Annotated in this window: 13 protein-coding genes and 3 tRNA genes; 6 read left to right on the forward strand and 10 right to left on the reverse strand. The window is 71.9% G+C overall.

The window, feature by feature from the left end; all coding sequences use genetic code 11:
* Positions 1-14 precede the first annotated feature (14 nt).
* Positions 15-239, forward strand: a complete 225-nt coding sequence (locus ACWD4O_RS22885; RefSeq protein ID WP_451282311.1) for a hypothetical protein — start codon at positions 15-17, stop codon at positions 237-239.
* Here the strand turns inward: ACWD4O_RS22885 and ACWD4O_RS22890 are convergent.
* Together ACWD4O_RS22890 and ACWD4O_RS22895 are read right to left on the reverse strand one after the other, a co-directional pair.
* Positions 179-910 (reverse strand): endonuclease V, encoded by a 732-nt coding sequence (locus ACWD4O_RS22890; protein WP_451282313.1) that lies wholly within the window; start codon positions 908-910, stop codon positions 179-181. The genes ACWD4O_RS22885 and ACWD4O_RS22890 overlap by 61 nt on opposite strands.
* Positions 911-1,011: 101 nt before the next feature.
* Entirely contained in the window at positions 1,012-2,121 is a 1,110-nt protein-coding gene (locus ACWD4O_RS22895) for a WD40/YVTN/BNR-like repeat-containing protein (protein ID WP_451282314.1), read from the reverse strand.
* Between the two features lie 224 nt (positions 2,122-2,345).
* On the opposite strand from ACWD4O_RS22895, the gene ACWD4O_RS22900 reads away from it, so the two are divergent.
* The 4 genes from ACWD4O_RS22900 (at position 2,346) to ACWD4O_RS22915 (ending at position 6,802) form a co-directional block, all read left to right on the forward strand.
* Positions 2,346-2,762, forward strand: a complete 417-nt coding sequence (locus ACWD4O_RS22900; protein WP_450948017.1) for an SsgA family sporulation/cell division regulator — start codon at positions 2,346-2,348, stop codon at positions 2,760-2,762.
* Positions 2,763-3,058: 296 nt separating this feature from the next.
* The gene (locus tag ACWD4O_RS22905) at positions 3,059-4,681 is read left to right on the forward strand and encodes an ABC-F family ATP-binding cassette domain-containing protein (protein ID WP_451282316.1); all 1,623 of its coding nucleotides are present in this window, start codon (positions 3,059-3,061) and stop codon (positions 4,679-4,681) included.
* A 150-nt stretch (positions 4,682-4,831) separates the two neighbouring features.
* A complete protein-coding gene (ddaH, locus tag ACWD4O_RS22910) occupies positions 4,832-5,608 on the forward strand; it encodes a dimethylargininase (protein WP_451282318.1) in 777 nt (258 codons plus the stop codon).
* A 219-nt stretch (positions 5,609-5,827) separates the two neighbouring features.
* The gene (locus ACWD4O_RS22915; protein WP_451282320.1) at positions 5,828-6,802 is read left to right on the forward strand and encodes an acyl-ACP desaturase; all 975 of its coding nucleotides are present in this window, start codon (positions 5,828-5,830) and stop codon (positions 6,800-6,802) included.
* 17 nt (positions 6,803-6,819) lie between these two features.
* On the opposite strand, the gene ACWD4O_RS22920 is transcribed toward ACWD4O_RS22915, so the two are convergent.
* From ACWD4O_RS22920 to ACWD4O_RS22945, 6 genes are all read right to left on the reverse strand, one after another.
* Positions 6,820-6,896 (reverse strand) — tRNA-Trp (locus ACWD4O_RS22920).
* A gap of 42 nt (positions 6,897-6,938) precedes the next feature.
* Complete coding sequence (locus tag ACWD4O_RS22925) at positions 6,939-8,114, reverse strand: ribonuclease inhibitor (RefSeq protein WP_451282322.1); 1,176 nt, start codon at positions 8,112-8,114, stop codon at positions 6,939-6,941.
* Positions 8,111-9,475 carry an SDR family NAD(P)-dependent oxidoreductase gene (locus tag ACWD4O_RS22930; RefSeq protein WP_451282324.1) on the reverse strand — a complete coding sequence of 455 codons (1,365 nt, stop codon included), beginning with the start codon at positions 9,473-9,475 and terminating at the stop codon, positions 8,111-8,113. The genes ACWD4O_RS22925 and ACWD4O_RS22930 overlap by 4 nt, the downstream gene beginning before the upstream one ends.
* 28 nt (positions 9,476-9,503) lie before the next feature.
* A tRNA-Glu gene (locus ACWD4O_RS22935) sits at positions 9,504-9,575 on the reverse strand.
* Positions 9,576-9,584: 9 nt separating this feature from the next.
* A tRNA-Asp gene (locus tag ACWD4O_RS22940) sits at positions 9,585-9,657 on the reverse strand.
* Between the two features lie 76 nt (positions 9,658-9,733).
* A complete protein-coding gene (locus ACWD4O_RS22945) occupies positions 9,734-9,979 on the reverse strand; it encodes a WhiB family transcriptional regulator (RefSeq protein WP_451045171.1) in 246 nt (81 codons plus the stop codon).
* 305 nt (positions 9,980-10,284) lie between these two features.
* On the opposite strand from ACWD4O_RS22945, the gene ACWD4O_RS22950 reads away from it, so the two are divergent.
* The gene (locus ACWD4O_RS22950; RefSeq protein ID WP_451282326.1) at positions 10,285-11,079 is read left to right on the forward strand and encodes a VOC family protein; all 795 of its coding nucleotides are present in this window, start codon (positions 10,285-10,287) and stop codon (positions 11,077-11,079) included.
* Here ACWD4O_RS22950 and ACWD4O_RS22955 read toward each other — a convergent pair.
* Entirely contained in the window at positions 11,076-12,101 is a 1,026-nt protein-coding gene (locus ACWD4O_RS22955) for a LacI family DNA-binding transcriptional regulator (RefSeq protein ID WP_451282328.1), read from the reverse strand. The genes ACWD4O_RS22950 and ACWD4O_RS22955 overlap by 4 nt on opposite strands.
* Positions 12,102-12,187: 86 nt before the next feature.
* The gene (locus tag ACWD4O_RS22960; RefSeq protein ID WP_451282330.1) at positions 12,188-13,195 is read right to left on the reverse strand and encodes a multicopper oxidase domain-containing protein; all 1,008 of its coding nucleotides are present in this window, start codon (positions 13,193-13,195) and stop codon (positions 12,188-12,190) included.
* Positions 13,196-13,334 lie beyond the last annotated feature (139 nt).

The following is a 13,334-nucleotide window of genomic DNA, read 5'->3' on the forward strand; positions in this document are numbered from 1 at the left end:
GGAAGGGGAGCAGCATGAAGTTCGTTCTCGAAGTCACGGTGGACGAGGGCGCGTCGACCCAGGACCGGGTGGGTGAGCTGGGGCGGATCCTGCGGTACTGGGGAGGCACTCTGAAGCACTACGCCCTGGAGGCCGGGGACGGTTCGGCGGTCTACGACTCCGCGTACAAGGAAGTGGGTCAGTGGCGGATCGTCGCCTCCGGAGGCGCTTCAGGAGGCGTCTCCTCAAGCGCCTCCTGAAGCGCCCTGCGGCACAGTGAGTCCGCCCTGCGGGTCGTCTCCGGAAGGCGGAACCGCGGGGTGAGGGCGAGGGTGTGGGCGCAGGCGGTGTCCAGGGCGACGCGATGGCCGACGGACACGAAGACCGGCTTCACCCCCGCGCGGGTGCGCAGCGCACGCCCCACCTCCTCGTCGCCCGCCAGCAGCGGGGACGCCGATCCGCGCGGGGCGTCCGGGTCGTCGTACGTGAAGGTGAAGGGGTTCTTGGCGACGCCGATCGTGGGCAGCCCGGTGAGGACCCCCAGGTGGCTGGCGAGGCCGAAGCGGCGCGGGTGGGCCACGCCGTAGCCGTCGCAGACGACCAGGCCCGGCGGGCGGGGCAGGGCGTCCAGGGCGGCCAGCACGGTGGGGATCTCGCGGAAGGCCAGCAGTCCGGGGACGTACGGGAAGGAGATCCGCCCGACGGCGGTGGCCTCGGCGACGACTTCGAGGCTCGCCGCGTCCAGCACGACGGCCGCCGCGGCGACGACGTCCCGCTCGTCGTCGTAGGCGACGTCCACGCCGGTCACCCAGCCCGTCCCGGGCGGCGGCCCCGGCTCGTCGAGCACGGCTCGCGTCCGCAGTTCGTCCTGGACGGCGCAGGCCTCTTCCTCGGTCGCGGGCCAGCCCGCGGGAATGTTCACGATCGTCATGGTGGGGACGAGCGTACGACTCGCGTCGGCTCGTCCGGCGGGTCCAGGGCGCGCCGGAGCCTCCTTTCGCGCCGCGCCCCGCCGGGTACCCCGCAGACGGTTCAGCTCTCCAGGCGGGCCACCCGGCCCTGTTCGCCGGCCGCCCAGCAGCCGAGGTCGGGGGTGCAGTCCACGGTGTCGTACGAGCCGGTGTCGAGGGTGCGCCAGGTGCGTCCGGCGTCGGTGGTCAGGTCGGTGCCGGTGGGACCGACCGCGAGGGCCGCGGTGCGGCTGTGCGGGAGCCAGGCGACGCCGGAGCGGTAGGCGGGCGGCGGTGTGGCTGCGGTCCGCCAGGTGCGGCCGCCGTCGCCGGTCGTGGCGGCGGCCTGCGGGGACGGCTGGTCGGCGCGGTAGTCGCCGCCGACGGCGAGGCCGTGGGCGCGGTCGCGGAAGGCGAGGGCGAAGACCCCGCGCGCGGGGTCCCCCGCGGGGATCGGGGCGTCGGTGGCCGTCCAGGTCAGTCCACGGTCGGACGAGTGCAGCACACGCGCGCGTGCGGCCCCGCCGGTCGCCAGCCAGACGTCCTTCGCCCCGGCGGCGACCAGGCACTGGCCGCTTGCGGCGAAGCCCGCCTCGCCCGCCAGGGCGGCCGGCATCCCCGCGTCGGGCAGCACCTTCCAGGAGCGGCCCGCGTCGCTGGTCGACAGGATGCGGAACTTTCCGTCCACCGGGTCGCTCATGGCGAGGCCGTGGCGGCGGTCGAAGAAGGTCATGCAGTCGTAGAAGGCGCGGGAGTCGGTGTTGCGGAAGGCCTCCGTCCAGGTCTTGCCGCCGTCCTCGGTGCGGTACACGCGCGAGGCCTCGCCCTCGCCGATGGCCAGCGCCACGGCGCGGCGCCCGTCGAACGCCTCGATGTCCCGGAACTGCAGGTCGGCCGCGCCGGGCGGCGAGACGTCCCGCCAGCTCTCGCCCCCGTCGGCGGTGCGCAGGACGGTGCCCTGACTGCCCGCCACCCACGCGGTGTCACGGTCGACGGCCGCGAGGCCACGGAACCGTACGGCGGCGGCGCCGGTGTCCTTGAGGTCCCAGCGCGGCGCCGCGGGCCGCTGTGTGTGGGCCTGGGCGGGCAGGGCGGTGAGGACGGCGAGCGCCGCCCCGCAGACCGCCGCCGCCACTCGCCCGCTCCCCCGTGTGTTTCGTACCGTGCGTCGCGTCTTCCCCAAGCGCCTCATGGCGGGGGAAGCTAGCCCACGGCTCTCGGTGGCGTCCAGACGCCCTCGATCTCCTCAACTGCTCCTAGGGGCACGGGAGGAGAGCTGAGTCACTCCCGTGCATGAATCGCGGTGACCGAGGTCACTCGAAATCGGTGTGCACGGATCGACCGGTTCCGGCGTCTCTTCCAGTGTCCGGACCCACCGCCCGGAAGTTCGTCCCGCCGTCACGAGGGAGCAAGGCGTTGTCCATCGTCATCGAGCAGCCCGTAGAGGCCCGTCTTGTCGCCGCCGCGCCACGGATGCCGAACATCCCCGCCACACTGCACTACGACCGCCGGGATCCCTTCGCCGTCCGTATGACCTTCCCCGCTCCGGCCACCCTGGAGGGCGTCGAGGTCTGCTGGACCTTCGCCCGCGAGCTGCTCGCCGCGGGCCAGCACACGGCCGAGGGCCACGGCGACGTCCGGGTGCGCCCCTACGGGTACGACCGCACGGTGCTGGAGTTCCACGCGCCCGAGGGCACCGCCGTCGTGCACGTGCACTCGGCGGACATCCGCCGCTTCCTGCAGGCCTCGAGCGCGCTGGTGCCGGTCGGGACCGAGCACCTGCAGCTCGACCTCGACCACGATCTGGCGGAGTTGATGCGCGACGCCTGCTGAGGTCTGCCGAGGTCTGCCGATCCGTTTAATCCTTTGACGGCTCTCCCGGGCCCTCCTACGGTGTGAAGCGGTTCTGTTGCCGCCGATTGGAGAAGGACGTTGCTCGTCTGAGGTCCTGAGACACCGCGCCACACCTGTCAGGTGTGTGCGTCGCGTGCGACCTCGGCCTTCGAGCCGTCCATGCCGTCCTTGCGGAGCAGGGCCTTCTTCATGCCCTCGCGCCGCCGCGGTGGTCGCCGTCCTGCGGTGTCTCGACACGTGTCGCCCTGACCGCACACGCAACCGCGAGGCCCGCCTTGACCCACTCCATCACCTGTACCTCCCTCGCCTACTCCTGGCCCGACGGCACCGCCGTCTTCGAAGAGCTCGACGTCGCCTTCGGCTCCGGCCGGACCGGACTCGTCGGCGTCAACGGCTCCGGAAAGTCGACCTTGCTGAAACTGATCGCCGGCGAACTCGCCCCCGCCGACGGCGCCGTGCGCCTCGCGGGCGAGGTCGGCCACCTCCCGCAGAACGTCACCCTGGACACCGCCCTGCGGGTCGACGACGCGCTCGGCATCGCCGCGCGGCGGGCCGCCCTGCACGCCATCGAGGCGGGAGACGCGTCCGAGGCGCACTTCGAGACCCTGGGCGACGACTGGGACGTCGAGGAGCGCGCCCTGGCCACCCTCGGCGAGCTCGGGCTCGGCCATGTCGACCTCGACCGCACCATCGGCGAGGTGTCGGGCGGCGAGTCGGTCCTGCTGCGACTGGCCGCACTGCTGCTGCGCCGGCCGGACATCCTGCTGCTGGACGAGCCGACCAACAACCTCGACCTGTACGCCCGACGGCGGCTCTACGCGGCCGTCGAGTCCTGGCCCGGCGTGCTGGTCGTGGTCAGCCACGACCGGGAGCTGCTGGACCTCGTCGACCAGATCGCCGACCTGCACGGCGGCGGGATCAGCTGGTACGGCGGCAACTTCTCCGCCTACGAGGAGGCCCTGGCCACCGAGCAGGAGGCGGCCGAGCGCATGATGCGCGTCGCGGAGGCCGATCTGAAGAAGCAGAAGCGCGAACTGGTCGACGCCCAGGTCAAGCTGGCCCGCCGCAAGCGGTACGGGCAGAAGATGTTCGACCAGAAACGCGAGCCGAAGATCGTCATGGGGGCGCGCAAGCGCGCGGCGCAGGAGTCGGCGGGCAAGCACCGGATCATGCACGAGGAGAAGCTCGCCGAGGCCAGGGAGCGGCTCGACGACGCCGCGGAGGCCGTCCGGGACGACGACGAGATCCGCATCGACCTGCCGTACACGGCCGTACCCCCGGGGCGGGAGGTTCTGACGCTCCAGGACCTCCGGCTCGCGTACGGCACGCGCGTGGCGGGCGGTTTCGACCTGCGCGGTCCGGAACGGGTGGCGCTGGTCGGGCGCAACGGCGCGGGCAAGACGACGCTGCTGCGCACGATCGCCGGGGAGCTGGCGCCCGAGGAGGGCGAGGCGCACGCGCACGTGCCGCTGCGTTTCCTGCCCCAGCGCCTCGACGTCCTCGACGACGAGCGCACGGTCGCCGAGAACGTGGCACGGTTCGCGCCGAGCGCCACCAACAACCGGATCCGGGCCCGGCTGGCCCGCTTCCTGTTCCGGGGCGCCCGCGCCGACCAGAAGGCGGCGACGCTCTCCGGCGGGGAGCGCTTCCGGGCGACCCTGGCGGCCCTGATGCTGGCCGAGCCCGCGCCGCAGCTGCTGATGCTGGACGAGCCGACCAACAACCTGGACATGGCGAGCGTGCGCCGGCTCACCACGGCCCTGGAGTCGTACGAGGGCGCCCTGATCGTGGCCAGTCACGACCTGCCGTTCCTGGAGTCGATCGGCATCACCCGGTGGCTGCTGCTGGACGGGGAACTGCGCGAGACGACGGCGGCGGAGGTGGCGGATCCGGCATAGCGCCGTGCGCCGGGCCCGGCGTACGGCGCGGGTCTCAGGAAGGGCACATTGTTACTGCGGGGTTTTGTGCTCATGGTCGCGCCCTGCATGATGGCTGACCGGCGCCGCGTCCGAGGCGCCGGTTGTGCCACCCGATTCGGAGACCTGGACGTGCCCAGCAAGAAGGCCCTCATCCGCCGCCCCAGCCCGCGCCTCGCCGAAGGCCTGGTGACGCACGTCGAGCGGGAGAAGGTCGACGTCGAGCTCGCCCAGGAGCAGTGGGAGACGTACGCCGACACGCTGCGGACGCACGGCTGGGAGACCGTCGAGGTCGATCCGGCCGACGACTGCCCCGACTCCGTGTTCGTCGAGGACACGGTGGTGATGTACAAGAACGTCGCCCTGATCGCGCGCTCCGGCGCCGAGTCCCGGCGCGACGAGACCATCGGGGTCGAGGAGGCCGTGGCCCGCCTGGGCTGCTCGGTGAACTGGATCTGGGAGCCGGGCACGCTGGACGGCGGCGATGTGCTCAAGATCGGCGACACGATCTACGTCGGCCGGGGCGGACGGACCAACGCGGCCGGCGTGCAGCAGGTGCGGGCCGCCTTCGAGCCGCTGGGGGCGCAGGTCGTGGCCGTGCCGGTGAGCAAGGTGCTGCACCTGAAGTCGGCGGTCACGGCGCTGCCCGACGGCACGGTGATCGGCCACATCCCCAAGGTGGACCGGCCGTCGCTGTTCCCGCGCTTCCTGTCGGTGCCCGAGGAGGCCGGCTCGCACGTGGTGCTGCTCGGCGGCCCGCACGTCCTCATCGCGGCCAGCGCGCCCAAGACGGCGGAAATGCTCGCCGATCTCGGTCATGAGCCCGTCGTGGTCGACATCAGCGAGTTCGAGAAACTCGAAGGCTGTGTGACATGCCTCTCGGTCCGACTGCGTGAACTGTACGCCTGACCGGGTGAACCGATCACCTCTTCAGCCCTGGGACCTGCGGATCCCGGGGCTGCTCGGCATGCCCCGAATTGCCCGACGAAACGCGGCTGATCAGCGATCTTTACAGGGAACTTAACCTACGGCTTCGTAACCTACGGGTACGTAGCCTACGATCCCGTAAGTTGCCGGCCTCGCTCGCCGGATTGTTCCACTCCGCTTCACGTCCCCTCTGGAGTTCCCGTGACGATCACCTCCCCGCACCTCGGCAGCCCCGCCGTCTGGACCGACGCCAAGCTGCTGTACGCCCTGGAGGAAGTGGTCGAGACGGAACTCAACCGGCATCTCAAGGTCACCAAGGACTGGATGCCCCATGAGTATGTGCCGTGGAGCGACGGCCGCAATTTCCCCGGCTTCTTCGAGGACGGCGAGGCCTGGGAGAAGGGCCAGTCCAAGGTCACCGAGATCGGCCGGATCGCGCTCGTCGTGAACCTGCTCACCGAGGACAACCTGCCCAGCTACCACCACGAGATCGCCTCCCTCTTCGGCCGCGACGGCGCATGGGGCACCTGGGTGCACCGCTGGACCGCCGAGGAGGGCCGCCACGGCATCGTGATGCGCGACTACCTCCTCGCCTCGCGCGCGGTGGACCCGGACAAGCTGGAAGCGTTCCGGATGCAGCACATGAGCGAGGGCTTCGAGTCGGACAACCGGCACTCGATGCTGCACTCGGTCGCGTACGTCGCCTTCCAGGAGCTGGCCACCCGCGTCTCGCACCGCAACACCGGCCACCAGTCGGGCGACCCGGTCTGCGACCGCATGCTGGCCCGTATCGCGACCGACGAGAACCTCCACATGGTCTTCTACCGCAACCTGCTGAAGGCCGCCTTCGAGCTCGCCCCCGACCTCACCATGCAGGCCGTGCGCGACGTCCTCGTCAACTTCCGCATGCCCGGTCACGGCATGCCCGGCTTCGAGCGGTTCGCCGCGCAGATGGCGATCGGCGAGGTCTACAACCTGCGCATCCACCACGACGACGTCATCCAGCCCGTGCTGCGCTTCCTGAAGGTCATGGAGATCGACGGTCTCGGCCCCGAGGGACAGAAGGCGCAGGAGGAGATCGGCCTGTACATGGGCGGTCTGGACTCGGAGGCCTCGAAGTTCGACGAGAAGCTGGCCACGCGCAAGGCCCGCATGGCCGCGCGCGCCGCGGGCTGATCGCGCCCGGCGCAGGGGGCGGGGCGGCTGGATTCGAACCAGCGTGACCCGGTTTTGGAGACCCGGCGCGCCTGCCTCTGCGCTACGACCCCGCCCTTGCCGCAGAGGGTAGCCCGGCCCGCGCCGGCCGCGTCGGCTAGCGGTGCACACTGCGTACGGCCGCCACGTCGGAAGGCACGGTCAAGGCCGGCACATGGGCGCTGAGTGCCGCCAGACGCTGTTTGACGCTGGCGGCGACGCCCTGGCCGAGGACGAAGCGGGTGGCCGTGACCGCGCGGGGCGCGTGGTCGAGGAGGCGATGGGCCTCGCGGCTGTGCAGGCCGGTGTGGCGCAGGACCAGATGGGCGAGACGATGCTCGGCGGCCGCCAACGTCCGCCCGACGGTCTCGGCGGCGGCCAGGTCCAGCCGGTTGTCCGCCGCGCCGAGCACGGCCGCGGCCCTGACCCGGCCGAGGTCCAGCAGCGTGACGCCGGCGGCGGTGGCGGCGCCGACCAGCCGGGCGGCGGCCGAGGGCCCGATGCCGTTGCTCGCCACCGACAGCCGAGCGAGCCGCCCGTACGCCGCCCGCTCCAGGGCGTCGGCGAGCCGGTGCGCGCCCGCGTCGCCCAACCGGGCGGCGGACACGTACAGTTCGTCGATCGCACCGGCCGCGACCACGGCCGCGAGCGCCTCCGCGCCCCGCTCCCCCAGCGGGTTGCCGCCCACGAACAGCCGCTCCACGCGCCGCCCTTCGTCCGCGGCGGCGAGCAGCGCGTCGGCGAGCACGGTCGCGCCGGCCCCGTCGAGCCCGGTCTGGACGAGGTCGAGGGTGCGCAACGTCCGCGCCGACTCGACGAGTTCGGCTGCCGCCCGGCCCCCTCCCCCGCCCAGCGGGTTGCGCTTGAGCCAGACTCCGGTGACGACCTGCGGCGAGGCCCGAAGCTGGTCGGCGATACGGCAGGCGCCGCCCGCCGTGATGCCGTTGCAGCCGAGGTAGAGCGTCTCGACGGGCGCGTCCGTACCCGCGACGGCGACGGCGCCGTCGTCCCCGAGGGCGTCGGTGCCCAGCAGCAGATGCCGTACGGGCGAGGGCCCGGCGGCCAGCGCCTCGGCGACCAGGGCCGCGCCCGCCGCCCCGAGTCCCTGTTTGCACAGGTCCAGCCGTCCGTCGGGCAGCGCACTCCCCGCGGCGAAGTCCAGCCGCTCACCCGCCGGGCGCCCGGCCCGCAGCCAGTCGAGCAGCGGGGCGAGATCGGCGAGGGGGCGCGGGGCGACGTGCGGCACTCCGGCGAAACCGGCCGGCCCGGCTGCGGCCTCGGTCCCCTCGCTCACCACTGGGCCTCCTGGTAGTCCTTGAGGAACACGCCCGACACCGGATGCCCGGCCTCGCCGCGCACGATCGGGTCGTACACGCGTGCCGCGCCGTCCACGATGTCCAGCGGGGTACGGAACCCCGCGCCCGCCATCCGGGCCTTCTTCGGCGCCGGGTTCTCGTCGGTGATCCAGCCGGTGTCCACGGCGCACATGTGCACGCCCTGCTCGGCGAGGGCGGCGGCGCTGGTCCGGGTGAGCATGTTGAGGGCGGCCTTGGCCATGTTGGTGTGCGGATGCCCGGGCATCTTGTTGCGCACGGCGAACCGGCCCTCGACGGCGGTCACGTTGACCACGTACCGGCGCGGATGCGGGGAGGCGAGCAGCAGCGGCAGCAGACGGTCGCAGAGCAGCGCGGGGGCGAGGGCGTTGACGAGCTGGGTCTCCAGCACCTCGGCCGGGTCGAGCGCGCCGAGCCGCGCCGACCAGGAGTTCGCCGGGGAGGGGTCGGGCAGCAGGCCCGCCTCGTCGGCCTCGCGCAGGGCGGCGGGCAGCGCGGAGACGGAACCCCCGAGCCCCTCCAGCATCCGCATCGAGGTGAACCCGGGTGCCCGGCGCGCGCCCTCGGGCAGCGCGTCGTGCTCTCCGGCGGCCAGCAGGGCGTACGACTGCGGCGGACGGCGCACGGTCTGCGCCGCGTTGTTGACGAGGATGTCGAACGGCTCGCCCTCCTGGCGCAGTTCCTCGCACAGGCCGAGCACCTGGCGCGGGTCGCGCAGGTCGACGGCGAGCACGGTGAGCCGGTCCAGCCATTGCGCACTGCCCGGCTCGGCGCGGAAGCGACGGACGGTGTCATGCGGGAAGCGTGAGGTGACGACGGTCTCCGCACCGTCGCGCAGCATCATCAGCGCCAGCCGGAAGCCGATCTTCACCCGGCCGCCGGTCAGCAGGACCCGGCGTCCGCCGAGGTCGGTGCTCAGGGAGCGGCGGCGCGTGTTGTCGGCGGCGCACTCCGGGCACAGGCGGTGGTAGAAGGTGTCGACTTCTCGATAGGGCGTCTTGCAGACGTAGCAGCTCCGCGGCCGACGGAAGGCGCCGCCTCGGCCGCCGTCCGCCAGGGCTGCGTCCTCGCGCCGGTCCAGGGCGCCGGTCGCGGTCGCGGCCATCGTCGCCGCGTCGGCGGCCGACGCCTCGACGCCTCGGGCCCTGCGCCGCCGCAGTCGTCCGTCGCGTGCGAAGGACGCGGCGACATGCTCGGCCCGCAGTCGTACGGGATCGTCGACGGGCAGGGTGCGCAGCTTGCCCACGACCTCGTGGAAGGCGGCCAACTCCGCCTCGGTGACCGGCGAGGTGACCGCCGCCCCCTGGTTCTCCTCGCCCATGCGTCCCCGCCCCGCCCTCGTCGAACTGTGGTCCCGGCCGGAATCGAACCGGCGTATCCACCCTGAGAAGGTGGCGAGTCTGCCACTGCTCTACGGGACCGCGCACGCATCCGGACGGCCGGATTCGAACCGGCGTTGTTCGCCTTGACAGGGCGATGCGCCTGCCTCTGCGCTACGTCCGGACGCGCCCCCGGATCCTAACCGCACCCCCGCGACGCGGTCGTCTGAATTATCCGAGGAACAGCGCGACTTCGACGGTCAGTTCGCCGTGCGTCTGATCTGTAGGCGCTCCTTCTCGGACAGGCCGCCCCAGACGCCGAAGCGCTCGTCGTTGGCCAGGGCGTACTCCAGGCAGGCGGGGCGCATCTCGCACATGCCGCAGATGCGCTTCGCCTCCCGCACCGAGCTGCCGGGCTCGGGGAAGAAGAACTCCGCCCCTGTCTGTGCGCACAACGCCTCTCGCTGCCAGGTGAGCTCGGGCGTGGGAATCGTGTCGGTGTACATGGCGAGAATCGTGCCCGGCGGCGAAAAACGTTCGATCAACGCCGGATATACGTGCGAACGCACCGGGGCCCCGACCGCCTCGATGATGACCCCGGCGGGCACCGCGACGCACGGCGGCGCGCGGAAGACGCGACGCGATCGACGACCCTGCACCGCACCGGTGTCCAACAGTCACCGACAGTGACCGTGCGGGCGGCTCGCGGCCGTCGGCGTGCTCCGGCAGCGATTGTCAGTGGTCGGTGCAAGACTCGGCAGAGCAGTGCAGAGCAGAGGCAGAGGACGGGACCCCTTCGAGGAGGGCCATCATGCTCACCACCCGTTTCGTCGACGGCGCTCCGAACTGGATCGACGTCGGCACGTCCGACATCGACGGCGCCGGCTCCTTCTACGGCGCACTCTTCGGCTGGCGGTTCGAGTCGGCGGGCCCCGACGCCGGCGGCTACGGCTTCTTCCAGCTGGACGGGAAGACCGTGGCGGGCGGCATGCAGACCACGCCCGAGCAGGGCCCGCCCTCGTGGACGGTGTACTTCCGGACGTCGGACGCGCAGGCCACGGCCAAGGCGGCCGAGCAGGCGCACGGCAGGATGCTCTACGCCCCGATGGACGTGATGGGCCAGGGCACGATGGCGATCCTCGCCGACCAGGCGGGCGTCGGGTTCGGCCTCTGGGAGCCCGCGCAGACCAAGGGCGTGGACGTGGCGGGCGACCCCGGCTCGCTGTGCTGGGTCGAGCTGTACACACCGGACATCGCCGCCGCGGCCGCCTTCTACAACAAGACCCTGGGCCTGGAGACCTCGGCCGTCTCCTTCCCCGGCGGCACGTACACCTGCGTCAACCCGGCCGACGCCGGGGAGGACGCGATGTTCGGCGGGATGGTGCCGCTGGCCGACGATCCCACGGAGGCCGAGACGGGGGCGTACTGGCTGCCGTACTTCGAGGTCACCGACGTGGACACGGTCGTCGGCAAGGCGCAGGAGCTGGGCGGCAGAGTGCGGATGCCCGCCACGGACGTCGAGAGCGTCGGCCGCATCGCCAAACTCGCCGACCCCTACGGGGCACGCTTCGCGGTGATCAAGAGCGCGCAGCCGGAAGACCTCTAGGCGGAGGCCCGGCGCACCAGGGTGGTCGGCAGGACCACGCCGCCGGCCTCGTCGTCGGCGATGCGTCGGTCGAGGCGGCGCAGCAGGAGGCGGGCCATGATGCGACCCATCTCCTCGATGTCCTGACGGATCGTCGTCAGCGGCGGATCGGTCTGTTCGGCGACGGGCAGCATGTCGTCGAAGCCGACCACGGCGACGTCCTCGGGGACCCGCCGTCCGTGTTCGCGCAGGACGCGCAGCGCGCCCGAGGCCGTGAGGTCGTTGGCGGCGAACACGGCGTCGAGGTCCGGGCAGCGGCCGAGGAGTTCCCGCATCGCCCGCTCGCCGCCGCCGGGAGTGAAGTCGCTCTCGACGACGAGCTTTGGGTCGGTGTCGCCCATGACCTCCCGGTAGCCGTCGAGCCGGTCCGCCGCGGAGGTCTGGTCGAGGGGCCCGGTGATGTGCGCGATACGGGTGCGGCCGAGGCCTGCCAGGTGGCGCACGGCCTCGCGGGCGCCGCCGCGGTTGTCGCTGTCGACGTAGACCACGTCCCGGGTGCCGTCGCTCCAGCCGGGACGGCCGCCGAACACGGTGGGGACACCGGCGCCCTGGATCAGGCCGGGGAGCGGGTCGTCGAGGTGCAGCGAGAAGACCAGGGCCCCGTCGACATGGCCGCCGGCGAGATAACGGGCGACGCGGGCGTGGTCGTCGCGGCCCTCGGTGAGCAGCAGCACGAGCTGGTTGTCACGGGCGGTCAGTTCCTTGCTGATACCGCGCAGTTGGAGCGCGAAGAAGGGGTCGGCGAAGACCCGCGTCTCCGGTTCGGCGATGACGACGGCGACGGCGTCGTGCCGCTTCGTCACCAGGCTGCGCGCGGCCTGGTTCGGGACGTAGCCCAGCTCCTCCACAGCCCTCCTGACCCGCTCGACGAGCGGCTCCCGGACACCGTCCCCGCCGTTGACGACCCGCGACACGGTCGCCCGTGAGACCCCGGCCCGCGCGGCCACGGCCTCCAACGTGGGGCGCGACGCTGTCTCGGTCACTGCAGAGCTCCTCCTGGCCGACTGCGGCTCAGGATAACTCCGGAGGAGACAGGCGGTGAGAGCGCTCTCACCGCAGAGAAGCGCCCTCAGCGCTCGTGAGTCTCGTTCGTCTCGTCGATCTCGCTCGTCTCGCTCGCCTCATGCGGCTCGTGCGGCTCGTAGCCGGGGATCGTGCCGTCGGGCTTCTTCACCAGGAACAGGCCGACCATGCCCATGTCGGAGTGGCTCTGCACATGGCAGTGGTACATCCAAGCGCCGGCGCCCACGCCTTCCCCCGCGAGGACTTGGAAGCCGAAGGAGTCGGCCGGGCCGACGATCTTGTTGTCGATGACCTGGCTGGGGTCGTCGGGGCCGGTGAGCATACCGGTGCGGTTGTCGGCCCAGCGATGACCGTGCATATGGAAGGTGTGGTAGTACTCCCCGTGCGTGATCATCACGAACTCGACCCGGTCGCCCACGGTCGCCTCGAAGTCGGGGCCCTGGTGGCCCGAGTGGGCGGGCCTGTTGTTGATCGTCATGTCATTGAAGACGATCGTATGGGTGACGTCGGGCAGGACGTCGCCCTTGCGCCGGACGATCACCGGGCCGTACAGGCCCTTGCGGATGCCGCCCGTGCCGTGTTCCGTCCCCACGACGTGGTCGTGGTAGTGCCAGTAGCCCGCGCTGCCCGCCCGCCAGGTGCCGTCGGCGCGGCGGCCGGGGGCATGGGTGCGCCAGGTGTAGGTGCGGGTGCCGCCGGGCTCGACGTCGCTGCGGTTCAACTTCGTTCCGTCGCTGGACACTTCGTAGTCCAGGCCGTGAACGTGCAGACTCGCGGCCACGTCCAGGGTGTTCTCGAACTCGATGTGCACGGTGTCGCCCTCGTCGAGTTCGATCAGCGGCCCGGGGATCGAGGCCGTCCCCTTCTCGAAGCCGTAGCCGAACTGCCCGTCGGCAAGCTTCTCGGCGTACAGCTTGAGGTGCCTGACCGCTCCCCCGGCCGGCGCGGTCTTCGCCGGCTCCTCGGCGCTCACCGCCTCCGGCCCCAGGGACAACGATGTCGCGACCGCGGCGCCGCCCAGCAGCACTCGCCGGTTGAACCCGCGTCTATCCATGCCGAACTCCCCACCCTGGTACGGAATTTGCGACGATGAAGAAGACGAGCCCGTGATCGAGCCTGTGATGAACCTGTGCGACGGTACCGGTCGTTCCGCTGTTTCTCCACACCCAGGACAAAGTTCGTGCCATTGCGGT

It is taken from the genome of Streptomyces sp. NPDC002623, from assembly GCF_053592635.1.